The sequence below is a fragment of the Pseudomonas sp. CFSAN084952 genome (genome assembly GCF_009648855.1).
GTDB lineage: Bacteria > Pseudomonadota > Gammaproteobacteria > Pseudomonadales > Pseudomonadaceae > Aquipseudomonas > Aquipseudomonas paracarnis.
Map to the genome: position 1 here is coordinate 1,181,063 of NZ_CP045767.1, position 23,511 is coordinate 1,204,573.

22 protein-coding genes, 4 tRNA genes and 1 pseudogene are annotated in these 23,511 nt (G+C 60.7%); 21 read left to right on the forward strand and 6 right to left on the reverse strand.

Annotated elements, in window-relative coordinates; genetic code table 11:
• The first annotated feature begins 1 nt into the window (after position 1).
• The 9 genes from GH769_RS05500 to GH769_RS05540 all read left to right on the forward strand — a co-directional run bounded on the left by GH769_RS05500 (position 2) and on the right by GH769_RS05540 (position 8,225).
• The gene (locus tag GH769_RS05500; RefSeq protein ID WP_014717747.1) at positions 2-1,027 is read left to right on the forward strand and encodes an NAD(P)H-dependent glycerol-3-phosphate dehydrogenase; all 1,026 of its coding nucleotides are present in this window, start codon (positions 2-4) and stop codon (positions 1,025-1,027) included.
• Between the two features lie 10 nt (positions 1,028-1,037).
• The gene (locus GH769_RS05505) at positions 1,038-1,385 is read left to right on the forward strand and encodes a DUF4389 domain-containing protein (protein ID WP_014717748.1); all 348 of its coding nucleotides are present in this window, start codon (positions 1,038-1,040) and stop codon (positions 1,383-1,385) included.
• Positions 1,382-1,831, forward strand: coding sequence for a phosphohistidine phosphatase SixA (gene sixA / locus GH769_RS05510; protein WP_014717749.1), 450 nt, complete (start codon positions 1,382-1,384; stop codon positions 1,829-1,831). Before GH769_RS05505 ends, sixA begins: the two co-directional genes overlap by 4 nt.
• 459 nt (positions 1,832-2,290) lie before the next feature.
• The gene (locus GH769_RS05515) at positions 2,291-3,940 is read left to right on the forward strand and encodes an AMP-binding protein (RefSeq protein WP_032902993.1); all 1,650 of its coding nucleotides are present in this window, start codon (positions 2,291-2,293) and stop codon (positions 3,938-3,940) included.
• Between the two features lie 30 nt (positions 3,941-3,970).
• Positions 3,971-4,414, forward strand: coding sequence for a hotdog fold thioesterase (locus tag GH769_RS05520; RefSeq protein WP_014717751.1), 444 nt, complete (start codon positions 3,971-3,973; stop codon positions 4,412-4,414).
• A 97-nt stretch (positions 4,415-4,511) separates the two neighbouring features.
• Positions 4,512-5,315: an alpha/beta fold hydrolase gene (locus tag GH769_RS05525; protein WP_032902995.1), complete on the forward strand. Its 804-nt coding sequence runs from the start codon at positions 4,512-4,514 to the stop codon at positions 5,313-5,315.
• Positions 5,312-6,166 (forward strand): alpha/beta hydrolase, encoded by an 855-nt coding sequence (locus GH769_RS05530; protein WP_032902996.1) that lies wholly within the window; start codon positions 5,312-5,314, stop codon positions 6,164-6,166. Before GH769_RS05525 ends, GH769_RS05530 begins: the two co-directional genes overlap by 4 nt.
• Positions 6,167-6,268: 102 nt before the next feature.
• Positions 6,269-7,087 (forward strand): DUF4892 domain-containing protein, encoded by an 819-nt coding sequence (locus GH769_RS05535; RefSeq protein WP_019816697.1) that lies wholly within the window; start codon positions 6,269-6,271, stop codon positions 7,085-7,087.
• 73 nt (positions 7,088-7,160) lie between these two features.
• Positions 7,161-8,225, forward strand: coding sequence for an AI-2E family transporter (locus tag GH769_RS05540; RefSeq protein ID WP_003190063.1), 1,065 nt, complete (start codon positions 7,161-7,163; stop codon positions 8,223-8,225).
• 207 nt (positions 8,226-8,432) lie between these two features.
• On the opposite strand, the gene GH769_RS05545 is transcribed toward GH769_RS05540, so the two are convergent.
• Both GH769_RS05545 and GH769_RS05550 read right to left on the reverse strand, forming a co-directional pair.
• On the reverse strand, positions 8,433-9,464 hold the full coding sequence (locus tag GH769_RS05545) for a HAMP domain-containing sensor histidine kinase (protein ID WP_032902998.1): 1,032 nt from the start codon (positions 9,462-9,464) through the stop codon (positions 8,433-8,435).
• Positions 9,464-10,228: a response regulator gene (locus GH769_RS05550; protein WP_014717756.1), complete on the reverse strand. Its 765-nt coding sequence runs from the start codon at positions 10,226-10,228 to the stop codon at positions 9,464-9,466. Before GH769_RS05550 ends, GH769_RS05545 begins: the two co-directional genes overlap by 1 nt.
• 259 nt (positions 10,229-10,487) lie before the next feature.
• On the opposite strand from GH769_RS05550, the gene pyrF reads away from it, so the two are divergent.
• Positions 10,488-11,186 carry an orotidine-5'-phosphate decarboxylase gene (gene pyrF, locus GH769_RS05555; RefSeq protein ID WP_003190068.1) on the forward strand — a complete coding sequence of 233 codons (699 nt, stop codon included), beginning with the start codon at positions 10,488-10,490 and terminating at the stop codon, positions 11,184-11,186.
• A gap of 123 nt (positions 11,187-11,309) precedes the next feature.
• Here pyrF and GH769_RS05560 read toward each other — a convergent pair whose 3' ends face one another.
• Positions 11,310-12,317 (reverse strand): NADP-dependent oxidoreductase, encoded by a 1,008-nt coding sequence (locus GH769_RS05560; RefSeq protein WP_032902999.1) that lies wholly within the window; start codon positions 12,315-12,317, stop codon positions 11,310-11,312.
• A gap of 228 nt (positions 12,318-12,545) precedes the next feature.
• Here GH769_RS05560 and GH769_RS05565 point away from each other — a divergent pair, with 228 nt between their 5' ends.
• The 4 genes and pseudogenes from GH769_RS05565 to GH769_RS29330 all read left to right on the forward strand — a co-directional run bounded on the left by GH769_RS05565 (position 12,546) and on the right by GH769_RS29330 (position 17,001).
• The gene (locus GH769_RS05565; protein WP_014717758.1) at positions 12,546-13,307 is read left to right on the forward strand and encodes an SDR family oxidoreductase; all 762 of its coding nucleotides are present in this window, start codon (positions 12,546-12,548) and stop codon (positions 13,305-13,307) included.
• Positions 13,308-13,507: 200 nt separating this feature from the next.
• Positions 13,508-14,920: a PLP-dependent aminotransferase family protein gene (locus GH769_RS05570; protein WP_032903001.1), complete on the forward strand. Its 1,413-nt coding sequence runs from the start codon at positions 13,508-13,510 to the stop codon at positions 14,918-14,920.
• A gap of 995 nt (positions 14,921-15,915) precedes the next feature.
• Positions 15,916-16,143 (forward strand): annotated as a pseudogene (locus GH769_RS29325) (HAMP domain-containing protein); the annotation flags it as partial.
• A 15-nt stretch (positions 16,144-16,158) separates the two neighbouring features.
• Positions 16,159-17,001 carry a methyl-accepting chemotaxis protein gene (locus GH769_RS29330; RefSeq protein ID WP_370706333.1) on the forward strand — a complete coding sequence of 281 codons (843 nt, stop codon included), beginning with the start codon at positions 16,159-16,161 and terminating at the stop codon, positions 16,999-17,001.
• Positions 17,002-17,037: 36 nt separating this feature from the next.
• Here the strand turns inward: GH769_RS29330 and GH769_RS05580 are convergent, their stop codons facing one another.
• Positions 17,038-17,850 carry an alpha/beta fold hydrolase gene (locus GH769_RS05580; protein WP_032903006.1) on the reverse strand — a complete coding sequence of 271 codons (813 nt, stop codon included), beginning with the start codon at positions 17,848-17,850 and terminating at the stop codon, positions 17,038-17,040.
• A 309-nt stretch (positions 17,851-18,159) separates the two neighbouring features.
• Positions 18,160-18,918 carry a hypothetical protein gene (locus GH769_RS05585; protein ID WP_019816693.1) on the reverse strand — a complete coding sequence of 253 codons (759 nt, stop codon included), beginning with the start codon at positions 18,916-18,918 and terminating at the stop codon, positions 18,160-18,162.
• A 371-nt stretch (positions 18,919-19,289) separates the two neighbouring features.
• On the opposite strand from GH769_RS05585, the gene GH769_RS05590 reads away from it, so the two are divergent.
• The 4 genes from GH769_RS05590 to GH769_RS05605 all read left to right on the forward strand — a co-directional run bounded on the left by GH769_RS05590 (position 19,290) and on the right by GH769_RS05605 (position 19,704).
• Positions 19,290-19,365: transfer RNA gene (locus GH769_RS05590), tRNA-Glu, on the forward strand.
• A 3-nt stretch (positions 19,366-19,368) separates the two neighbouring features.
• Positions 19,369-19,444 (forward strand) — tRNA-Gly (locus tag GH769_RS05595).
• Between the two features lie 105 nt (positions 19,445-19,549).
• Positions 19,550-19,625 (forward strand) — tRNA-Glu (locus GH769_RS05600).
• A 3-nt stretch (positions 19,626-19,628) separates the two neighbouring features.
• Positions 19,629-19,704, forward strand: a tRNA-Gly gene (locus GH769_RS05605).
• 79 nt (positions 19,705-19,783) lie between these two features.
• On the opposite strand, the gene GH769_RS05610 is transcribed toward GH769_RS05605, so the two are convergent.
• A complete protein-coding gene (locus GH769_RS05610) occupies positions 19,784-20,575 on the reverse strand; it encodes a LuxR C-terminal-related transcriptional regulator (protein WP_014717763.1) in 792 nt (263 codons plus the stop codon).
• Positions 20,576-20,712: 137 nt separating this feature from the next.
• Here GH769_RS05610 and GH769_RS05615 point away from each other — a divergent pair, with 137 nt between their 5' ends.
• From GH769_RS05615 to gltS, 3 genes are all read left to right on the forward strand, one after another.
• Positions 20,713-21,816 carry a polyamine ABC transporter substrate-binding protein gene (locus GH769_RS05615; protein ID WP_014717764.1) on the forward strand — a complete coding sequence of 368 codons (1,104 nt, stop codon included), beginning with the start codon at positions 20,713-20,715 and terminating at the stop codon, positions 21,814-21,816.
• Between the two features lie 28 nt (positions 21,817-21,844).
• Positions 21,845-22,132 carry a hypothetical protein gene (locus tag GH769_RS05620; protein WP_014717765.1) on the forward strand — a complete coding sequence of 96 codons (288 nt, stop codon included), beginning with the start codon at positions 21,845-21,847 and terminating at the stop codon, positions 22,130-22,132.
• A 164-nt stretch (positions 22,133-22,296) separates the two neighbouring features.
• A complete protein-coding gene (gene gltS, locus GH769_RS05625; RefSeq protein ID WP_014717766.1) occupies positions 22,297-23,508 on the forward strand; it encodes a sodium/glutamate symporter in 1,212 nt (403 codons plus the stop codon).
• The last annotated feature ends 3 nt before the right edge of the window (positions 23,509-23,511 follow it).

Consider the following 23,511-nt stretch of genomic DNA (forward strand, 5'->3'; position numbering starts at 1 on the left):
TATGACTGAACAGCGCCCTATTGCGGTCCTGGGAGGCGGAAGTTTTGGTACCGCCGTGGCTAACCTGCTGGCCGAGAACGGCCACGCGGTGCGTCAGTGGATGCGCGACCCCGAGCAGGCCGAAGCCATTCGCGTGCATCGCGAAAACCCCCGTTACCTTAAAGGTATCAAGATTCATCCTGCCGTCGAACCGGTGACCGACCTGCTGGACACCCTCACGGCTTGCGACCTGTGCTTCGTCGCGCTGCCTTCCAGCGCCTTGCGTTCGGTATTGGCGCCCCACGCCGAACGCCTGGCTGGCAAGTTGTTGGTCAGCCTGACCAAGGGCATCGAAGCCCACACCTTCAAGTTGATGAGTGAAATCCTCACCGAAATCGCCCCTCAGGCGCGCATTGGCGTGCTGTCCGGGCCAAACCTTGCGCGGGAAGTCGCCGAGCACGCGTTGACCGCCACCGTGGTCGCCAGTGAAGACGAGGCCTTGTGCGAGCGCGTCCAGGCGGTGCTGCATGGCCGTACTTTCCGGGTCTACGCCAGCGCCGATCGCTTCGGCGTCGAATTGGGCGGCGCCTTGAAAAACGTCTACGCGATCATCGCCGGCATGGCCGTGGCCCTGGGCATGGGCGAAAACACCAAGAGCATGCTGATCACCCGTGCCCTGGCCGAGATGACGCGTTTTGCGGTGAACCAGGGCGCCAACCCCATGACCTTCCTCGGCCTGGCGGGCGTGGGTGACTTGATCGTCACCTGCTCATCGCCTAAAAGCCGCAACTATCAGGTTGGATTTGCCCTGGGCCAAGGGCTGAGCCTGGAGGAGGCGGTGACGCGCCTGGGTGAAGTGGCCGAAGGGGTCAACACCCTCAAGGTTTTGAAGGCCAAGGCCCAGGAAGTGGGCGTGTACATGCCGCTGGTCGCCGGGCTGCACGCGATCCTGTTCGAAGGGCGCACCTTGAACCAAGTCATCGAGTTACTGATGCGGGCCGAGCCCAAGACCGATGTCGACTTCATTTCCACCAGTGGTTTTAACTGAGGAGCGCGTCATGAACGATCCCAAAGCTGCCCCCCCATACGAGTCGATTGTCTTGCGCATTCTGTGGATGCTGGTGTTTGCGCTGGTGTGGCAGGTGGCGCAATTCCTGCTCGGCGCGTTGGTGGTGGTGCAATTGATTTACCGGCTGGTCTACGGAGCGCCGAACCTGGGCCTGATGAACTTTGGCGACAGCCTCAGCCAGTTCCTGGCGCAGATTGGCCGCTTCGGCAGCTTCCACACCGAGCAAAAGCCCTGGCCGTTCGCCGATTGGCCAACCCCACGTGCGCCCGAAGGCGAAGCGGCCCACAGCGTACCGCCGGCACCGCACCCGGTGCGTGATGAAGAGCCGAAGCTATGAAGGTATGGATTCTGCGTCACGGTGAAGCTGAAGGGCACGCACCCACGGACGCCGAGCGCAACCTTACCGAGCATGGGCGTGCCGAAGTCTTGCGCAGTGCTGCGCACCTGATTGGCCAGCCCTTGGGCGCCATCATTGCCAGCCCTTATGTAAGGGCGCAACAGACGGCGCAGTTGGTGCGCGATGTGCTGGGGTTTCAGCCCGAAATCCGTACTGTGCCGTGGCTGACGCCCGATGGGGATGTTCAGCGAGTGCTGGAGAAACTCGACAGCGATGACGACGTGCTGTTGGTCAGCCACCAACCGCTGGTGGGCAGCCTGATCAGTTTTTTGCAGCATGGGCATCAGCGTCAGCCACAGCCGATGTACACGGCCAGCCTGGCGGAGCTTGAGGGTGATTTTCCGTTGGCGGGGTTGATGAGTCTGGTGGGTGTGAAGAATCCCTAGGCATCGTGCGACGCTGTGGCGAGGGCGCTTGCTCCCGCGACGGCCTGCCGCCGACGCCTATCTCGCTGACACCCCGCGATCCAACTGTGGGAGCTGGCTTGCCTGCGATGACGGCTTGACAGCCGACGCCTATCTACATGACACCCCGCAATCCAAATGTGGGAGCTGGCTTGCCTGCGATGACGACCTGACAGGCGACACTGTTATACCGAGTACATATCCACTGCTGCGGTAACGGCCACTTAGAGTTCCGCCCAACGGCGGGTCACTTTTGGAAAAGGACCCGGAATTCCGGCCAGCGTGGTTCGACGGGGCGCCTGAGATCAAGATCAAGAGCAGATCAAGAGCGGCTCGCTTCGCATCGTGGTTAGCGACAAGCCATTTCCTTTACCTGTGCTATACCGTCAACCAAGCAAGTGCTTGGTCGGCTGTATCTCGGATCACAAAGGAGCGCGTCCCATGCCTGTCGCTTTTCGTTTGCCGTTGCAGGTCTTCTTCGAGCGTGAAGCGCGGCACCCGCGCAAAGTCTTCCTCGTTCAGCCCATCGGCGGCGGTGAGGTGCAGGCCCTCACCTGGGGCGATGTCGGCCACCAGGTCCGTTGCGCTGCGCACTGGCTGCGTGCGCGGGAGTTGCCCCAGGGCTCGCACATTGCCTTGATTTCAAAAAACTGCGCCCACTGGATCATCGCCGACCTGGCGATCTGGATGGCCGGGCATGTGTCGGTGCCGCTTTATCCCAACCTCACCGCGGACTCAGTCGCCCATGTGCTGACTCACTCGCAGGCGCGGTTGGCGCTGATCGGCAAGCTTGATGATTGGTCGGCGATGGCGCCTGGCATCCCTGCGGGTGTCCCGACTATCAGCCTGCCGCTGTGTCCTGACGGGGCTTTCGATTTCAACTGGGCGAACCTGCAAGCCTGCTCGCCGATTCAGGACAACCCGCTACCGGATGCCGACAGCCTGGCTACCATCATCTACACCTCCGGCACGACCGGCCTGCCCAAAGGGGTGATGCACAGTTTCGGCGCCTTGGGGTGTGCTGCCACGCGCGGTACTGAGTTGTTTGGCCTGGGAGAGGATGACCGGTTGCTGTCGTACCTGCCGCTGTGCCATGTGGCGGAGCGAATGTTTGTGGAAATGGCGTCGATCTATACCGGGCAAACCGTTTTTTTTGCTGAGAGCCTGGAGACCTTCCTGACCGATTTGCGCAGGGCGCGGCCGACGGCCTTGTTTGGCGTGCCGCGCATCTGGACCAAATTCCAACTGGGCGTCTACGCCAAAATCCCGGAAAAACGCCTTGATACCCTGTTACGCCTGCCTTTTATCGGCAAGCGCGTCGGCCATAAAGTCCTCGCCGGCCTGGGTCTGGACGCGCTACGCATCGCCCTTTCCGGCGCGGCGCCGGTGCCCGAGGCGTTGCTGCGTTGGTATCAGCGCCTGGGCCTGGATGTGCTGGAGGTATATGGCATGACCGAAAACTGCGGCTATTCCCATGTGTGTCGCCCAGGTGGGCAAACGCTTGGTTGGATCGGCCAGCCCTGCCCAGGCGTGCAAGTGCGTATCGACCCGTCAGGCGAAGTGCAGGTACACAGTGGCGCGACCATGTTGGGCTACTTCAAGGACCCGCAGAAAACCGCGGATACGCTCACCGCAGATGGCTTCCTGCGCACGGGTGACAAGGGCGAGCAGGACGCGGACGGTCGCCTGCGCCTGACCGGACGCCTCAAGGAAATTTTCAAGACCAGCAAAGGCAAATACGTGGCCCCGGCGCCGATTGAAAACCGCCTGGCCGAACATGCACGTATTGAACAGGTGTGTGTGGTCGGCGAGGGGCTCAGCGCGCCGATAGGGCTGTGCGTCTTGTCGGCACCCGGCGAGGACCGCCAAGCCCTCGGCAGTGGTCTTGAACGCTGGCTGGCACAGGTGAACGCGGGCCTGGACAAGCACGAACGCATGGGGCAATTGGTGGTGGTGAAAGACCACTGGGCGGTGGAAAACGGTTTTCTCACGCCGACCTTGAAGATCAAACGCAACGTGATCGAGTCGACGTACGGGCCACAATTGCAAGCATGGAGCGCGCGCGCCGAAACCGTTCTGTGGCAGGATTAGGGTCGTAATAAAACCAACAAGGACAACCGTATGAGCCTGTGGCGTACCCAACCGAATATCGAACACCTCAACGCGATCCAGAAAAACACCATCGGTGAAATGCTGGATATTCGTTTCGAAAGCTTCGACGACGAATCCCTTACCGCCAGTATGGTGGTCGACCACCGCACCCATCAGCCCTACGGCCTGCTGCACGGCGGGGCCTCGGTGGTGCTGGCCGAAAGTGTCGGCTCCATGGCCGCCTACTTGTGCATTGATGCAAGCAAGTTCTATTGCGTGGGCCTGGAGGTCAACGCCAACCATCTGCGCGGTGTGCGCAGCGGTCGGGTGACGGCGGTGGCCAAGGCTATTCATATCGGGCGCACTACCCAAGTGTGGGACATCCGTTTGAGCAGCGACGAGGGCAAGGCCAGTTGTGTCTCGCGCCTGACCATGGCCGTGGTGCCGCTGGGTGAACAACCGCCGGCGCGATAGGCGTGGCGTGAGTGTCATCATTCCTGGCAGTTACAGTCATTGCTATAGAGGCCGGGCATGGTGACAATCCCCCTCTGTTTTTGTTGATGGAACCTGTATGTCGCAGCACGTGTTTTTTACCCACGCCAATGGCTTCCCTTCGGCCACTTACGGCAAGCTGTTTGCCGCCCTGGCCCCGGAATATGCGGTGGCACATCTGCCGCAGCACGGTCACGACCCCAGGTTCCCGGTGGATGATAACTGGCAGAACCTGGTGGACGAACTGATCCACCATCTGGAGCAGCAGCCAGAACCGGTATGGGGCGTGGGCCATTCCCTGGGAGGCGTGCTGCATTTGCACGCGGCCATGCGCTGCCCGCACCTGTACCGGGGCGTGGTGATGCTGGATTCGCCGGTGCTCACCCGCGCAGACCGCTGGGTGATCCGCGCTGCCAAGCGCTTTGGTTTTATCGACCGCCTCACCCCGGCTGGGCGCACGCTTGGCCGGCGCGAAGAATTCACCGACCTGGACACCGCGCGCAGCTATTTCGCCGGCAAGACCCTGTTCCGTGGCTTTGACCCCGATTGCTTTGACGCGTACCTGCAACATGGTCTGCAGCAAGTGGGCGATCGCCTGCGCCTGCGGTTCGACCCAGCCACCGAAATCAGCATCTATCGCGGCGTGCCCCACACCAGCCCGGGCCAGGTGCGCCAGTTGAAGGTGCCGCTGGCCGTGGTGCGTGGCCGCCAGAGCCAGGTGGTGATGCGTCACCATGCCAGCGGTGTCGACCGCTTGCCCATGGGCGAAATGCTCACCATGCCCGGGGGCCATATGTTCCCTCTTGAACGCCCCCAGGACACCGCTGCCTTGATCAAAAACCTGTTCGCCCGCTGGCAGGCCCGCGAGCGCAGTTGCGCATGAGTACGCCTGTCGAAGAGGTTCGCCTGAGCTTGCCGCACATCGAATTGGCCGCGCATCTGTTCGGGGCCGAGGATGGGCTGCCGGTGATTGCTTTGCATGGCTGGCTGGACAACGCCAACAGCTTTGCGCGCCTGGCGCCCAAGTTGCACGGGTTGCGCATCGTCGCCCTGGACATGGCGGGGCATGGGCATTCGGCGCACCGCCCGGCTGGCGCCGGTTATGCCTTGTGGGATTACGTCTACGACGTGCTGCAGGTGGCCGAGCAACTGGGCTGGAAACGTTTTGCATTACTTGGCCACTCCCTTGGCGCCATAGTCTCCCTGGTGTTGGCCGGGGCCTTGCCGGAGCGGGTGACACACCTGGGCCTGATCGACGGCGTGATCCCACCGACCGCCAGCGGCGAGAACGCGGCCGAGCGCCTGGGCATGGCGTTGCAGGCGCAATTGAGCCTGCAGGACAAGCGCAAACCCGTCTACAACAGCCTTGATCGGGCCGTTGAGGCGCGGATGAAAGGCGTGGTGGCGGTCAGCCGTGAAGCGGCGCAACTCCTGGCCCAGCGCGGTTTGATGCCGGTGCCGGGCGGTTACACTTGGCGCAGCGATAGCCGCCTGACCCTGGCGTCGCCGATGCGCCTGACCGATGAACAGGCCATGGCTTTCGTGCGAAGGGTAGGGTGCCCTACCCAGTTGGTGGTCGCGGCTGACGGCATGCTGGCGAAACATTCCGAATTGCTTTCTCAGCTACCTTTCACGGTTACCACGCTGCCAGGCGGCCATCATTTACACCTGAATGACGAGCCCGGTGCAGCTCTTGTTGCAGACTGTTTCAATCGGTTCTTCTCCACGCCTTGACTTGGCGGGGTCAACTGCCGAGGCTGGGCGGATTGAAAGGGAGTCAACCATGAACACACTCAATATTGCTGTGACCACCATTGGCCAGGGCTCATTGATCCGATGAGCCTGGGTAAAGGATGTATCCGTGCCCTTGGCCTTTGCTGTTTCAGCCCCCTGGTATTTGCCGCCGATCTGCCCGGCAGCCAGGATTTACCGGCGGTAGCCCGTCAGGTTGATGCGCAAATCGTCGATTACCGCCCTGCTGAAGACAAGGAACGCATCTACCCCATGGGCGCAATCCGCAAGATCAGCGGCCAGTTGCGCTACGAAGGCCAGGCCATCGCACGCGGCCCAGCCACTGCCATCACCTATGAACTACCCGCCGAACACAGCTCCAGCGCCGCCTTTACCGCAACACGCGAAGCCTTGCAGGCCAAGGGCGCGCAGTTGTTGTTCTGGTGCAAGGCCCGCGATTGTGGCGAAAGCAGCCTGTGGGCCAACGAGGTGTTTGGTAACGCCAAGCTAGTGGGCGCCGACGGCCAACAGGAGTACCTGCTGCTTCGCCTGGCCGCCCCGCAGGACAATTCCCTGGTCGCGCTGTATGGCATTACCCGCGGAAACCGTCGCGCCTACCTGCATGTGGAGCAACTCGACGCCAGCGCGCCTCTGGGCAACCTGCTGCCCACCTCGGCCACCCTGCTGCGTGAACTCAAAAGCACCGGCGAGCTGGATTTCCCCGCGCTGGGCGCCGAGCCTGATGACACCTGGCTGACCTTGATATCCCGTGCCTTGAACCTCGACACCACCCTGCGCGTGAGCCTGAGCGGGCCGCACACCGAGGCCTGGCGCCAGGCGCTGGTGGAGAAGGGCGTGCGCACCGCCCGTCTGGAAACCGGCGCCGGTGAAACCCAAGGACTGCATCTGCATCTGATACGCTAAGCATCACACGGGCGAACGGACCCGCGCCGTTCGCCTAAGCTCTCTTCCTACAGCCTTCTTCTCGAGATACCCGATGCTCAATAACGATCGCCTGCTGGTGCAAATCCTGCTGCTGGTGCTGTTTGGTGCCAGCTTCTGGGTCATGGCGCCGTTCTGGTCGGCGCTGTTCTGGGGCGCGGTGCTGGCATTTGCCAGCTGGCCGCTGATGCGTTTGCTCACCCGTTGGCTCGGCGGCCGGGAGTCCCTGGCCGCTGGCATCTTGACGTTGGGCTGGATGTTGCTGGTGGCGGTGCCATTGGTATGGCTGGGGTTCAACCTGGCGGACCATGTGCGTGATGCGGTGGCGCTGATCAAGGACATCCAGGTCGACGGCTTGCCCGAGGCGCCGACCTGGTTGGGGTCGATCCCCTTTGTAGGCGAGCGCCTGGTGGCGACCTGGGACAGCATTGATCAACAAGGCGCGGCGCTGATGGTGAGCATCAAGCCGTACCTGGGCCAGGTCGGCAATTGGTTGTTGGCGCGCAGTGCGCAAATTGGCGGCGGCATTCTCGAGCTGACCCTGAGCCTGGTCTTCGTATTCTTTTTCTACCGTGACGGGCCGCGCCTGGCGATGTTTGTGCACCGCCTGTTGGAGCGCCTGATCGGCGAACGCGCCGGCTATTACATCGAACTGGTGGCTGGCACGGTACAGCGAGTGGTCAATGGTGTGATCGGCACCGCTGCGGCCCAGGCGCTGCTGGCGCTGATCGGCTTTCTGATCGCCGGCGTACCGGGCGCGCTGGTGCTGGGTATCGTGACTTTCCTGCTCAGCCTTATTCCCATGGGGCCGCCGCTGGTGTGGATCCCGGCCACGGCGTGGCTGGCGTGGAAGGGCGACTACACCTACGCGGTATTCCTGGGCGTGTGGGGCACGTTCGTGATCAGCGGCGTGGATAACGTGCTCAAGCCGTACCTGATCAGCCGTGGCGGCAACCTGCCGTTGGTGATTGTGTTGTTGGGTGTATTTGGCGGGTTGATAGCGTTCGGCTTTATCGGCCTGTTTATTGGCCCGACGTTGCTGGCGGTGGCCTACAGCCTGTTGACAGACTGGAGCGCGAGCCAGGCGCAAGTGCGTCGTGAAGACAAACCGTGTAACTGATGGGTGTACCTAACTGTGGTGCGGCACTGTAGCTGTGGAAGGGAGATTGCCCTCATTTCAGTCAGTTAGGCGAAGATCCCCTGTGGGAGCGGGCTTGCCCGCGAAGGCGGTGTGTCAGTCGCCGCATCTGTGACTGCACTACCGCTTTCGCAGGCAAGCCAGCTCCCACAGGTGCGGCGTCGTGCCATGGTTGTGTAATTGGATACTTCACCCCCTCGGCAACCACATCACCGCCGTCAACCCACCGCCCGGTGTATCTTCCAGGCTCAGGTGGCCGCCGAGTCGCTCGACGGCCTCCCTGGCAATGGTCATCCCCAAACCGACCCCTCCCGAATTGCGGTTGCGCGACCCTTCCAGGCGAAAGAAAGGCTCGAACACCGCTTCGCGCTTATCGGCGGCGATTCCCGGGCCGTGGTCGATCACCCGGATTACCAACGCACCGCGGCTGTCGGCCAGTTCCACCCGGGCGGTGCCGGCATAGCGCAGGGCGTTATCGATCAAATTGTTCAGGCATGAACGCAGGGCCATCGGCTGTACCTGCAACGGTGTACAGGTGCCGGCAAACTGCACGTCGCGGCCTTGGTCCTGGGCGTTTTCACTCAGGGATTCCACCAACGCCTGTACATCGAGCCAGTGCCGTGTCTCGCTGGTGCGCTGTTCGTGCAGGTAGCTCAAGGTGGCATCGAGCATGCCGATCATGTCGTCCAGGTCCTGGCGCATCTGGCCTTGCAGCTTGGGGTCTTCGATTTGTTCCAGGCGCAACTTGAGGCGCGAGAGCGGGGTGCGCAGGTCGTGGGAGACCGCGCCGAGCATGCGTGCGCGCTGGCTGACTTGTTCGCGGATGCGCTTTTGCATCAGGTTGAAGGTCGAGGCCGCTTGGCGTGCTTCGCGAGGGCCGGTTTCCACCAGGGGCGGGCTGTCGAGGTCGACGCTCAGGCGCTCGGCCGCTGCGCTCAGGCGCTGGATTGGCCGGCTCAGCAGTTTGGCGCCGTACCAGGCAGCGATGATCAGCGAGATAAATTGAAATGTCAGGGGCACCACCGGGCCGCCGAACCAGGGGCGAGGCGCCTTGCGCAAGGGCGTGAGGCTGCCATCTGGTTGTTCGACGAAGGCCGCGCGGGGTGGTGGCGGCGGGCCGTAGTGGTGGAACCAGAAGAACGCCAGCACATGGGCCAGCACAATCGCCACCAGCAACAGGCCGAACAGTCGCCCGAACAGCGTGTTGAAGGGCGCGCGCATCAACCGATATCCCGGGCGTCGAACAGGTAGCCTTCGCCGCGTACCGTCTTGATCAATTGCGGAGCCTTGGGGTCATCCCCCAGCTTCTGGCGCAGGCGCGACACCAGCAGGTCGATGCTGCGATCAAAGGCCTCGATGGAACGCCCACGGGCCGCGTCCAGCAGCTGTTCGCGGCTCAGCACACGGCGGGGGCGTTCGATAAACACCCACAACAAACGAAACTCGGCGTTGGACAACGGCACCACCAGGCCATCATCGGCCACCAGCTGGCGCAGCACGCTGTTCAGGCGCCAAGTGTCGAAACGGATATTGGCCCGCTGTTCGGTGCGGTCATCACGCACCCGGCGCAGGATGGTCTGGATACGCGCGACCAACTCCCGCGGCTCGAACGGCTTGGACATATAGTCATCGGCGCCCAGTTCCAGGCCGATAATGCGGTCGGTAGGTTCGCAGCGGGCGGTGAGCATCAAAATCGGAATATCCGACTCGGCGCGTAGCCAGCGGCACAATGTCAGCCCGTCTTCGCCCGGCAGCATCAGGTCGAGCACCACCACATCGAAGGTCTCCGCTTGCATGGCCTGGCGCATGGCGGTGCCGTCGGTGACGCCCGAGGCGAGAATATTGAAGCGTGCCAGGTAGTCGATCAGCAGTTCGCGGATCGGCACGTCGTCGTCGACAATCAGCGCGCGAGTATTCCAGCGCTTGTCTTCGGCGATCACCGCGTCTTTTGGCGCTTCGTTTACAGGGTCGCAAGGGGTATGCATAGCGAGGTCATCTGCCTGAGTGTGGCTGTCAGCATAGGCGCCCAGTTCCAGGGCTGGAAGTGCTGGGCGGACGGTCATGTGCGCGAGGCTAGCCGGGCGGCGTATTGGGGGCGTGTCGTGAATGTATCGGGGTTGAAACAATTGCTCTGAATCGCCGGTATTGGGCGCTTGATCAGTATTTACCGATCATCGGATCCCGCAACGGCGCTGCTTGCGCTACAATCCGCGCCGATTTCGACTTGCCTGAGAGCCCATTCCAATGTCCGTCTGCCAGACTCCTATCATCGTCGCCCTGGATTACCCCACCCGTGACGCCGCACTGAAGCTGGCTGACCAGTTGGACCCCAAGCTTTGCCGGGTCAAGGTCGGCAAGGAACTGTTTACCAGTTGCGCGGCGGAAATCGTCGGCACCCTGCGTGACAAAGGCTTCGAAGTGTTCCTGGACCTGAAATTCCATGACATCCCCAACACCACGGCGATGGCCGTCAAAGCCGCGGCCGAGATGGGCGTGTGGATGGTCAATGTGCACTGCTCCGGTGGCCTGCGCATGATGAGCGCCTGCCGCGAAGTGCTGGAACAGCGCAGCGGCCCAAAACCGTTGTTGATCGGTGTAACCGTGCTCACCAGCATGGAGCGTGAAGACCTGGCAGGTATTGGCCTGGATATCGAGCCGCAGGTTCAGGTGTTGCGCCTGGCAGCCCTGGCGCAGAAAGCCGGCCTCGACGGCCTGGTGTGTTCGGCCCTGGAAGCCCAGGCCTTGAAGAACGCTCACCCGTCGTTGCAACTGGTGACACCGGGTATCCGTCCCACCGGCAGCGCCCAGGATGACCAACGCCGCATCCTGACCCCACGCCAGGCCCTGGATGCGGGCTCGGATTACCTGGTGATTGGCCGTCCGATCAGCCAGGCGGCGGATCCTGCCAAGGCGTTGGCAGCGGTCGTCGCCGAGATCGCCTGATTTTTAGAGTGAGCAAAAATGTGGGAGCTGGCTTGCCTGCGATAGTATCAACTGGGTATCACTTAGAAACCGAGTTGCTTGCATCGCAGGCAAGCCAGCTCCCACATTTGTTTTTGTGTTGTTTCAGCTGACTTTGAGCACCAACTTCCCGAAGTTCTCGCCATTGAACAGCTTCATCAGCGTTTCCGGGAATGTCTCCAGCCCTTCGACAATATCTTCCTTGCTCTTGAGCTTGCCCTGGGCCATCCAGCCGGCCATTTCCTGGCCCGCCGCCGCGAAGTTCGCCGCGTGGTCCATCACCACAAAGCCTTCCATGCGCGCACGATTGACCAGCAATGACAGGTAGTTGGCCGGACCTTTGACCGCTTCCTTGCTGTTGTACTGGCTGATTGCGCCGCAAATCACTACGCGGGCTTTGAGCGCCAGGCGGCTGAGCACGGCGTCGAGAATATCCCCGCCGACGTTATCGAAATACACGTCCACGCCTTTGGGACACTCGCGCTTGAGGGCGGCGGGCACGTCTTCGTTTTTGTAGTCGATGGCGGCGTCGAAGCCCAGCTCATCCACCAGGAACTTGCACTTTTCGGCGCCACCGGCGATCCCCACCACGCGACAGCCTTTGAGCTTGGCGATCTGCCCGGCGATGCTACCCACGGCACCGGCAGCACCAGAGATCACCACGGTGTCACCGGTTTTCGGTGCGCCGGTGTCCAGCAGGGCAAAGTACGCCGTCATGCCGGTCATGCCCAGGGCGGACAGGTAGCGGGGCAGGGGCGCTAGCTTGGGGTCCACCTTATAGAAACCACGGGGCTCGCCAAGGAAGTAATCCTGCACGCCCAGTGCACCGTTCACGTAGTCCCCCACCGCGAAGTTCGGATGCTTCGAGGCAATCACCTTGCCTACGCCCAGGGCGCGCATCACTTCGCCGATGCCTACTGGTGGGATGTAGGACTTGCCTTCATTCATCCAGCCACGCATGGCCGGGTCGAGGGACAGGTATTCATTGCGCACCAGCACCTGGCCTTCCTGGGGTTCGCCCACCGGTACTTCCTGGTAAGTGAAGGTCTCGCGCGTGGCGGCACCGACCGGGCGTTTGGCGAGCAGAAATTGGCGGTTGGTCTGGGCGGTCATGGCAAGGACTCTTTAGAAATGGAACATGAGTGATAGACCCTCAGTGGCAGAAGGGCAAGGGTGTGCGGCGCAGGCGAATGCCCGGCAATAGGCCTCATTGATAATCAGCCGGTCCGCTTTATCACTGCGATTCATGCAGCGCCAACCGGCCTTCTGATAGTGCTGACGTGCGGCTCCCGGCGTTGGCTAGACTCGCTCCATCGCTACTAACCCCACAGGACAGTTCCCATGAGCATGACGTTTTCCGGCCAGGTCGCCTTGGTGACCGGCGCCGCCGCTGGTATTGGCCGCGCCACCGCGCTGGCATTCGCCGCCGAAGGCTTGAAGGTGGTGGTCGCTGACCTTGATGTGGCGGGAGGTGAGGGCACTGTGGCATTGATCCACCAGGCCGGTGGCGAAGGGATATTTGTGCGCTGCAACGTCACGCTCGACGCGGACGTGCAGCAATTGATGGCTCAGACCGTCGCCACCTATGGACGCCTGGACTACGCCTTCAACAACGCCGGCATCGAGATCGAGAAGGGCAAGCTGGCCGACGGCAGTCTTGATGAGTTCGATGCGATCATGGGGGTTAACGTCAAAGGCGTGTGGCTGTGCATGAAGTATCAGCTGCCGTTGCTGTTGGCCCAGGGCGGTGGGGCCATCGTCAACACCGCATCGGTGGCGGGGTTGGGGGCGGCACCGAAGATGAGCATCTATGCGGCGTCCAAGCATGCGGTGATCGGGCTGACGAAGTCGGCGGCCATCGAGTATGCGAAGAAGAAAATCCGCGTGAATGCGGTCTGCCCGGCCGTGATTGATACCGACATGTTTCGCCGCGCCTATGAGGCCGACCCACGCAAGGCTGAGTTTGCCGCCGCCATGCACCCGGTCGGACGCATTGGCAAGGTTGAGGAAATCGCCAGCGCCGTGTTGTACCTGTGCAGTGATGGCGCAGCATTTACCACCGGTCAGGCCCTGGCGGTGGACGGCGGCGCGACAGCGATCTAGGACGGCAGGTCGCGTGGCATTCGAAAACAGAGCCAGGTGCTGTGGGGCGTTTCCATGGCGGGCAGTGGGCTGCGCCCGAATATGTTTCACTAGGTAAATAACCCAATAAAATCAATACTTTAATAAAAGTTGGCGGCCGGTTTTACTGAGCTTCTGTGCTTAACTGTTTTGGGTTAACAGACAGTTGAAGTGAGTGGCTCATGGATTTAGGGATCGATCGACAAGCCCTGGTACCGGTTGTTCAGCAGATCGTCAGCGCGGTGGCAGAATGGATTCGCAAGGAGGGGGTGAGCCCTGGCACACGCTTGCCGTCCATTCGCCAATTGGCCCTCGATAACCTGCTGAGCCAGGCCAGTGTGATCGAGGCATTCGAACGATTGGTGGCCCAGGGGCTGCTGGCCCCCCGACATGGCTCGGGGTTTGTGGTGGCGTCACCCACGACGGTCCAGGAAAACCATTGGTATGAGGGTGCGGAACAGGGCTGGGGGGCATTTACCGATGGCCCACTGGGCCAGCTGAAGCTGGGCTGCGGCTGGCTACCCGACACCTGGCGCGAAAGCGATGACATCAACTACGCGATCCGCGAACTGAGCCGTACCGACACTGGCGGCCTGTTCAACTACAGCACACCCTTGGGGTTGCCGGCGTTGCGCGAACAACTGCTCAAACGCCTGACCCAGATACACGTGCCCACCAGCCTGGACCGTATTCTCACCACCCACGGCGCCAGCCATGCCCAGGACCTGCTGATACGCACGCTGCTCAAGCCAGGTGATAAGGTGGTGGTCGAGACACCCGGGTATGGCAATCTCTATCGCCAGCTGGCCTTTCAGGGCGTTACGCTGCTGCAAGTGCCGCGCACCCGTGGTGGCCCGGATATTCCGGCATTGGAAGCGCTGCTGCACACCCACCGGCCCAAGTGCCTGTTCATCAACAGCCTGTATCACAACCCCACGGGGACCAGTTTGAGTCGTCCGGTGGCGGAGCGCTTGTTGGAGTTGGCACGCGAGCGCGACTTCCTGATTATCGAAGAGGACGTTTACGGCGACCTGCAACATGCCAGTTGCACACGCTTGTCGGCGCTTGCCCATGATGAGCGGGTGATCTATGTGTCGAGCTTTTCCAAGACACTGAGCAGTGCCCTGCGCGTGGGTTACCTGTGCGCCAATGCCGCGATCATCACGCAATTGGTCCAGCTCAAGACCCTGACAGGCATCGGCACCTCACGGTTTGCCGAAGCCATGGTGGCGACGTTGCTGAGTAACGGCACTTACCGTAAGTGGATGCAGCGCCTGCGCAAGCGCCTGACTGCGCAGATGGCTGCCACTCTGCAGGTGCTGGAGGATGAAGAGTGGCAGGTATTTGCCGCACCCGCGGGCGGGATGTTCCTGTGGGCACGACCAGGCTTGGCCGACCCCTTGCGATTGCAAGCCTGCGCCCAGCGGCTGGGTGTGTTGCTGTCGCCGGGTGCGTTGTTCAGCCCCACGGGTGAGCGCAGCGAATGGCTGCGCATCAATGTGGCCTACGCCGCTGATCAACGCGCATTGACGCTGTTCCGCGCTATGGGTGCAGCGAGATCGACCTCGACCATTCTGAAAACGACGCACATGTAGCTTTTTGCCATTATTCCGGCGCCAGCGGCTTGTGCTCAGTGCCTCGGGGTTGCGAATCTCGCTGCTTGTAAACCTGGCTTATGGCATTTGCCATCGCAAGAGGATCAAGTGCAATGATTTCGGGCGTGCAACGACGTTTCGCCAACCTCGGTATGGCAAAAAAACTCGGCTTGGGTTTTACCCTGGTACTGCTGTTGACGGCCCTGGTAGCGGCCATCGGTGTGTGGTCCCTGCAGACCATCGGCCAGCGCTTCGAAGGCCTTACGTCGATGTCGACGCTCAACAGCGACCTGCTCAAGGTGCGCTTGATCGAGCAAGACTATGCGTTGCACGCCGACCCCAAGGCCGTTGAGGCCCTGCGTGCCAGTGTCGATGCGCTGATGGCCCAGGCCACGCGTCTCAAGGCACGGTCCGCCAGCAACGAGCGAGTGATGGGTGATGTTGAGCAAGCTTTGGTCGCCTATCGCCAGGCATTCGATGAGTTCGTCGAGTTGACCCAGACCAAAGACCTCGCCCTGGAAATGGCCAGTTGGTCGGTGTCCAGCGTGGCCAATAACCTGGATGTGCTGCAAGCCGGGCTGGCGGACGACGGCGCCTATGGCCTCAAGGAAAGCCAAGGCAAGGAGGGCGCGGCGTTTATCGAGCAGGCAGGGCAGGTCAGCCAGGTGTCGCGGCTGATGTTGCAGGCCATGAACGAAGCGCGGGTGCGCCTGGATCAGAGCCGCAGGGCGGACGCAGACGACGCCGCGCAGGGCAAGATCGAGCAAGCCGACCAGGCCCTGGCTGAAGTCGAGACACTCAAAACCACGGTCAAGGACCCCGGCTACCAGACCGTGCTCAACGAAGTCGCCGGGCATATCGCGTCGTTCAGTGAAAAGCTCGGCGAATACACCGGGCTGCTGGCCCAGGAAAAAGTGGTCTACACGCAATTGCATGACCGCGCCGAGCAAGTGGTCAGCCGGGTCAACCAGGCGTATGCCGCCGAAGACCAGTCCATGCAAACACAGTTGCAGCACAGCACGTTGCTGATCATCGGCTCATCCGCCCTGGCGCTGCTGGTGGGCTTGATCGCTGCATGGGTGATCACTCGCTTGATTGTTGCGCCGTTGCGCGCGGTGATCGCCGTGGCCCAGCAGATCGCCTCGGGTGACCTGAGTGGGCGCATGGAGATCAGCCGTCGTGATGAAATCGGCCAGTTGATGCAGGCGATGCAGCAGATGGGCAATAGCTTGAGCCAGATGGTCAGCGGGTTGCAGGCGGGGATCGAACAGCTCGCCAGCTCCGCGCATTCATTGTCCAGCGTCACCGAGCAAACCACTGCCGAAGTCAGCAACCAGAAGGACGAAACCGAGCAAGTCGCCACGGCGATGAACCAGATGACCGCCACGGTGCACGATGTGGCACGCAATGCCGAGCAGGCGGCCCAAGCCGCGCAGACCGCGGATGCCAAAGTCGATAGCGGCCAACAGGTGGTACGCATGAGCCTTCAGCGTATCGAATTGCTGGCGACGTCGAGCAACAGTGCCAGCGCCAGCATCGAAAGCCTCAGCGCGCAAATCCAGAATATAGGTACCGTCTTGAGCGTGATCCAGAGCGTGGCCGAACAGACCAACTTGCTGGCTTTGAACGCTGCGATTGAGGCGGCGCGTGCCGGTGAGCAGGGGCGTGGCTTTGCGGTGGTGGCCGATGAAGTGCGGGCACTGGCCAAGCGCACCCAACAATCGACCGAGGAAATCGAACGGCTGGTCAGCACGCTGCGCAGTGCGGCGCAGTCCTCGGTGCAGCAGATCCAGCAGAGTGGCGAGCTGGTGAAACTGGCGGTCAGTGATGCACTGGAGACCGAAGGGGCCTTGGGCAGCATTGCGGCGGCTGTTTCATTGATCCAGCAGATGAACCAACAGATCGCCGCCGCCGCCGAGGAGCAAAGCTCGGTGGCCGAAGAGATCAACCGCAGTGTCACCAGTATTCGGGCGAGTGCCGATCATTCTGCGTTGAGCATGCAAGGCAATGCCGCCTCGAGCATCCAGTTGGCGCAGTTGGGCGCGCAACTCAAGGGGATGGTGGGGCATTTCCGCCTTTGATCGCAGCGTAGACGCTGCGATCTGAGGGCTGGGCGATCAGGCGTGGTTGGCGAGGAAGGTCAGCAGCGCCTCGTTGACGAAATCCGGGTTCTCGCGGCTGGAGATATGCCCGGCTTCGGGGATCAGGATCAGGCTGCAACCGATCAGGTCGGCCATTTCCTCGGACTCGGCGGGTGGCCGGGGTTTGTCCTGCTCGCCGCACATCACCAGGGTGGTGTCGGAGTCCAATGCAGGTAAGTGCGCCAAGATGTCTTTGCGGCTGAAGATCAGGCGGCCCAGTGGCACGATACTGTCCAGCAAGCGTTCTTTGGGGAAGCCTTGCAGTGACTGGCGAAAGCCCTGGTACAGCGCGGATTCGCGGTCGATGTTCGGGCGGAAGAAGATCGGTGCGATCACATCCAGCAACGGTTCGGGGATCGCCCCGGCGTCTTCAATCATCTTGAACAGCGAGAAATAGTACTGGCGCGTTGCTTCGGGTTCAGCCCCTAGGTAGGTGTCCATCAGCACCACGCTGTTGATGCGCTCGGGAGCCAGCAGCGCCAGGCGTGCGCCCCACATGCCGCCGACCGAGAGCCCCACCAGGTTGGCTTGCTCGATGCCCAGGTGATCCAGCAGCGCCAGGGCCTGGCGGGCGAGGTCATCCAGGGAATGGGTGTTTGCTGGCAACGGCCCGGACTCACCGTGGCCCCACAACTCGGGGACGATCACGCGGTATTGCTGCGACAGCGCTTCAATCTGCGGCGCCCACATGTCGCTGGCCCACAGGTAACTCGAACCCAGTAGCACGACGGGGCCGGCGCCCTGGTCGATATAGTGCAGCGGTTGTCCATCAATCACGGCGACAGGCATAACAGGCCTCTAGTTTCACGGAGTGAGGGGCACTTTTTTACGCTAGTCGGGGGCGGGGGGATAGGGTCATATTAATGGCATGTGGCAGAATCGGATTTTCCTTAGCGGCCCCATTGTGGGAGCTGGCTTGCCTGCGATAAAGGCCTGCCAGCCGATGCTGATCTACCTGACACCCCACCATCGAACTGTGTGCGGGCTTGCTCGCGAAAGCGGCGGGTCAGTCAACATCAATCCTTGCTGAGCCGACGTCGTCGCCGGCAAGCCCCACCTTTGACCTTCGTTGCTTTGAGCATTGCGCTCGCGATGCCATCAATCGTAAATAGCTTTCTTCTTCCACTCGGCGTCAGCGTCAACAACTTTCAAGCCCTCGGTCAACTCGTTGACTTCGTCCTCGGCAGGCTGGCTGTTGGTCAGCACTGTGGAGTTGGCGCGCGCCAATTGGGACTCCAGCAGTTGCAACTGGGCGCTGTAGAGCACAGGCTCCGGCTGTTTGCGCAGGTACTGCACGCCGCGCTCGAACGCCAGGCGTGCCTGGCCGGGTTGGCCTTGCAGCAGGGCGTGCTGGCCGAGGTTGTTGAAAAACTCGATGTGCAGCAGCACCAGGATATGACGGATTTCCTTGATCCAGTGCTTGGCTTCGTTGGTCGGCAGGAAGCCATCCTGCGCGGCGCGGGTGACTTGGCCGTGCAGGGCTTCGAGCAGGAAGCGCACGTCCTTGGCCTTGGCCTCGGTCTGGATCGGTGCCGGTGGGTTGGCCACCGGAATCGATTCGCCTTGGGCGATCAGCGCATTCAGTTCGGTGATACGCGCCTTGAGCGGTGTGCTGGACTTGTTGAGATTCAACAGGCGCTGGTTGACGTTCAGTTCCAGGCGAGCCAGCAACAGCTTGAGCGCTGGGGTCATCAGTTGGCCGGGGAAGGTCTCGGTAATTTCACCGCAGCGACGCAGCCGATCGTTAAGCTCGATCTCGGTACGCTTCTTTTCCAGCTTGTTGTTTTCCACCACGTGGTTCATGTAGCCAATGGCGATCAGTATTACGATCCCGGCTATTACCAGCAGGGTGATCATGAGTGGTGTCACTGGTGTGACCTCTTTAATAGGGTTTGCTGTGGAGTGTAGTGACTGGGTCATCCGGCGGATAGGACCGATCGACCAGTTGCCCAGGTGATTTCTTCTATATAAGTAGGCGTTCCCTGAATGGATGCACATTGCCATCATTTGCCTGGGTGAACTATAGCGTCTTGTCGAACGCCAGAATATAGGCGTCAAGGCTCGGACGGTGCCAATGCCCGCGAAGGCCGTGAAACCATGGCGAAGTCATTGATTTAAATAAATTTATCCTTGGGGGTTGACGACCTTTCAATCCATCCATAGAATGCGCGCCACTTACAGCGTAAAGCACACAGCGAAACGCGGTAGGGAGTGAATGTTGTACGTGTGTCCCCTTCGTCTAGTGGCCTAGGACACCGCCCTTTCACGGCGGTAACAGGGGTTCGAGTCCCCTAGGGGACGCCATATGCGGGAATAGCTCAGTTGGTAGAGCACGACCTTGCCAAGGTCGGGGTCGCGAGTTCGAGTCTCGTTTCCCGCTCCAATTTACAAGCAGTGTGGCCTTCGGGCGGCATTGAGTGAAACCAGGACCAAGTCTTCGGACAAGGCCTCTGGGCACTGGAACACACACCATGTGTTTCAGTAGCGTGTCCCCTTCGTCTAGTGGCCTAGGACACCGCCCTTTCACGGCGGTAACAGGGGTTCGAGTCCCCTAGGGGACGCCATTTGCGGGAATAGCTCAGTTGGTAGAGCACGACCTTGCCAAGGTCGGGGTCGCGAGTTCGAGTCTCGTTTCCCGCTCCATATTTAACGAAAACGCCGATCAGTGATGATCGGCGTTTTTGTTTGTGCGCAATTTACTTCGCCAGCGCACCGCCCCCGTTCAAAGCGTCGAAGGAATCTCCTGCCGTGGCATAAAAAACCGCGCAAACAGTTCGGACTGCGATTTGATATTCAGCTTGCTGTAGATGTTGCGGCGGTGAACCTTGATGGTTTCCGTCGACAGCGACAGCTTGCCGGCGATCTCTTTGTTGGAGAACCCACTGAGCAGTAACTTGAGTACGTCCTTTTCACGTGCCGTTACTTGTGCTTCCAACTGAGTAAGTGCCTCAGCCCATGGGGCCGGCTCGGCAAGATTTTTTGCCGGGTCAGTTTCAAAGCCCATGCGTTGATGCATCATTGCCGTTACCCACGGCTTGATCATGTCCAATACCGTTATCTGCGCCTGGGTGAATCGCAGGTTGCTGCCAAACGACATGCACAGCGTTGTACCGGCATCGAGCCTTACATTGTATTGCGCCTCATCGACCGAGATGTATTGCGCGAAATATTGCTGGTAGTACTCGGTTTCCCGGAAGTGTTCCGGCGCAATGTCGAGCAGATGGAAGAACCCGCTCTGTGGGTTTTCTCGATCAGCGATATAAAACGGGTCCAGCAGATACAGGCCTTTCACATAGCGGTGAATAAAGGCGTCGATTTCTTCGCTGTCTGCTACTTCGGGCAGGCTGATCACACGCACTGCGTGGTCGCCAAAAACCAGCACCACCCAATTGTCTATCTGCACATATTCATTCAATACGCGAATCAACGAACTCCAGAACTCAGGGCGATTGAGCTGCATGATCAGTTTTCCAACCGATCGGTGCCAAGCCAGGCTATGAAGGTCAAGCGACATGTTCTACCCCTTTAGGGTTAGGGCTTTGCAGGCCAGAGCTAAGTACTTGTAGGTATTTACTATTCGTCGAGGCTCGGTATATTCACCCCGAGCTTACGATAGCCATGAGGGCGCGTCGTGTGGACAGGGATAGTCATATGAGTCGAGCACACTTGCGAGCTATTTTTTTAGCTTCGCTTATGGGCGCTGCAATCAGCACGCCCGCAGCCGCCGCTGAATCTTCGGTGTATCTGTATAACTGGTTCGGGTTTCTTGAACCGCAGACGCCCAAGCAATTCCAGCAGGAGACCGGCATCAAGCTGCATATGGATGCTTTCGACAGCGCCGAAATCATGCAGAGCAAGGTCATGGCTGGGCGCACCGGCTATGACCTGGTGGTGGCCACCTCCAATGTATTGCCGGGCTTGATCAAGGCCGGGGTGCTGCAGCCGCTGGATCGCGCGCAGTTGAGTAACCTTTCGCACATCGACCCTGACATCCTCTCCCTGCTGGCGGTCAATGACCCCGGTAACCGCTACGCCGTGCCCTATGTCTGGGGCACCACCGGCATTGGCTACGACGTGGATAAAGTCAAGGCGGCGCTGGGCGATGACGCCCCGGTGGACAGCTGGGACCTGATCTTCAAAGAAGAAAACATCAGCAAGCTCAAGTCTTGTGGCGTGGCCATGCTCGACTCCCCCAGCGAGATCATTTCCATTGCCCTGCACTACCTGGGGCTGCCCAGCAACAGCACTGATCCCGAGGATTACCAGAAGGCCCAGGCGCTGTTGTTGAAAATCCGTCCCTATGTGCTCTATTTCGATTCGTCCAGAATCGACACCGACCTGGCGGACGGCAATATCTGTGCAGTCGTCGGCTGGGCCAATGGTGCCCTGGCGGCGCAGGCGATTAATGAAAAGTCCAACAGTGGCCGCAAGATTGCCTACAGCCTGCCGCGCGAAGGCGCCTTGGTCTGGTCTGAAAACTGGGTGTTGCTCAAGGACGCTCGCCACCCAAAGGCAGCTCTGGCGTTCATCAACTACATGCTGCGGCCACAGGTGATAGCCAAGACATCCAACTACATGCTCTATCCCAACGCCAATAAAGACGCCACTGAGTTCGTCGAACAAAAGTTGCGGGATAACCCTTGGATCTATCCCGATAAAAAGACCATGGCCACACTGGTTCCGCTTGAGCCCTTGCCGCTGAAGGCGGAGCGCATTCGCACACGGGTCTGGACCAAGGTCAAAAGCGGTACGTGACGGGGACGAGGTCGGGGAGGGAGACAGCATGCGCCAGGGCGGTGATCAGCGCTATTTAGAGTCGGACGACTACAAGGCCTACAAAGAGATTGAAGAGCAGATCGGCCTGTGTACGCCAGAACAGGCCTGGGCCATGTACTACGTTTCGACGGGCATGGTGCGGGAAAATATTACCCTGGCGGTGATGGAGCACATTGGCCGGGGTAATCGTGCCCTGTTGCTTGAGTTTCCAGACCTGGTGCGAGTCGCAGGGCGTGACGCTGAGCCGGGTGAGATCGCCTCAAACTGGCCTCTGCTGCGAAGGCGTCGTCGATAAGTCTACTGTGCGTATCTCTGGATGGGCGAGGTGCAGGCGGTTGTAGGTTATTATTGTGAAGCTTGTAGGGAAAGTCTGTGTTTTTTGTAGGGTGGATGCCTTTTCGCCCTGTGCTCTCTACTCTGGCCACCCATTCTCCTTGTCCACTTCAGAGAACTGACCGGATGCTTCAACTCGATTTCTATTCAACCCTCGTTGCCGCTTCACTGGTGCTATTGCTGGGGCGCGGGCTTGTGGCTCGCATCGGCTTCTTACGTACCTACAACATTCCGGAACCCGTAGCCGGTGGCCTGTTGGTCGCCATGCTGCTTCTGGCGTTGCGCGGGTTTGCCGATATCGAAGTACGCTTCGATCCTTCATTGCAAACCCCCTTGATGCTGGCGTTCTTTGCCACCATCGGTTTGAACGCCGATTTTGCCAGCCTGAAGAAAGGCGGGCGGATCCTGGCGGTGTTTCTGCTGGTGGTAACGGGCTTGCTGGTGGTGCAAAACGCCATGGGTATCGCGCTGGCCTCGGCGCTCGGGCTTGACCCATTGATGGGCCTGCTTGCGGGTTCGGTGACTCTGTCCGGTGGGCATGGCACCGGTGCGGCCTGGGGCGCGGTGTTCAGTGAGCAGTATGGCGTGGCGTCTGCGTCTGAACTGGCGATTGCCTCGGCGACCTTTGGCCTAGTGCTCGGTGGCCTGATCGGCGGGCCCGTGGCGCGTTTTCTGATCAAGCGGGTCGAGGTGCCAGGTATTGGGCAACCGCAGTCGAGCCTGGCCAAGGGGTTCGAACAACCGAATGAAGAGCGCCTGATCACCGCGTTTTCGTTTATCGAGACCCTGGCGCTGGTGGCGATCAGTCTGCAGGGCGGCAACTTGTTGAATGCCGCCATCCAAGGCACCGCGTTCGAATTGCCGACGTTCGTGTGCGTATTGTTCGTCGGTGTGGTGCTGCGCAATGGGCTGTCGATGCTCGGCTGGCATCAGGTGTTCGAGCGCGAAGTCTCGGTGCTGGGCAATGTCAGTTTGTCGTTGTTCCTGGCGATGGCGCTGATGTCACTCAAGCTCTGGGACTTGGCGGCACTGGCTTTGCCGATTGTCATTCTGCTGGCCGCACAGGCATTGCTGATGGCGCTGTTCGCGATTTTCGTGACGTTCCGGGTAATGGGCCGCAACTACGATGCGGCGGTGCTGGCGGCAGGCCATTGCGGCTTCGGGCTTGGCGCAACGCCCACGGCGATTGCCAATATGCAGGCGGTAACGCAGCGCTTCGGGCCCTCGCAGATCGCGTTTCTGGTGGTGCCGATGGTGGGCGCGTTCTTCATCGATATCGCCAATGCGGTGGTGATCAAATTGTACCTGGCGCTGCCGTTCCTGGGGGCCGCTGGGTAAGTT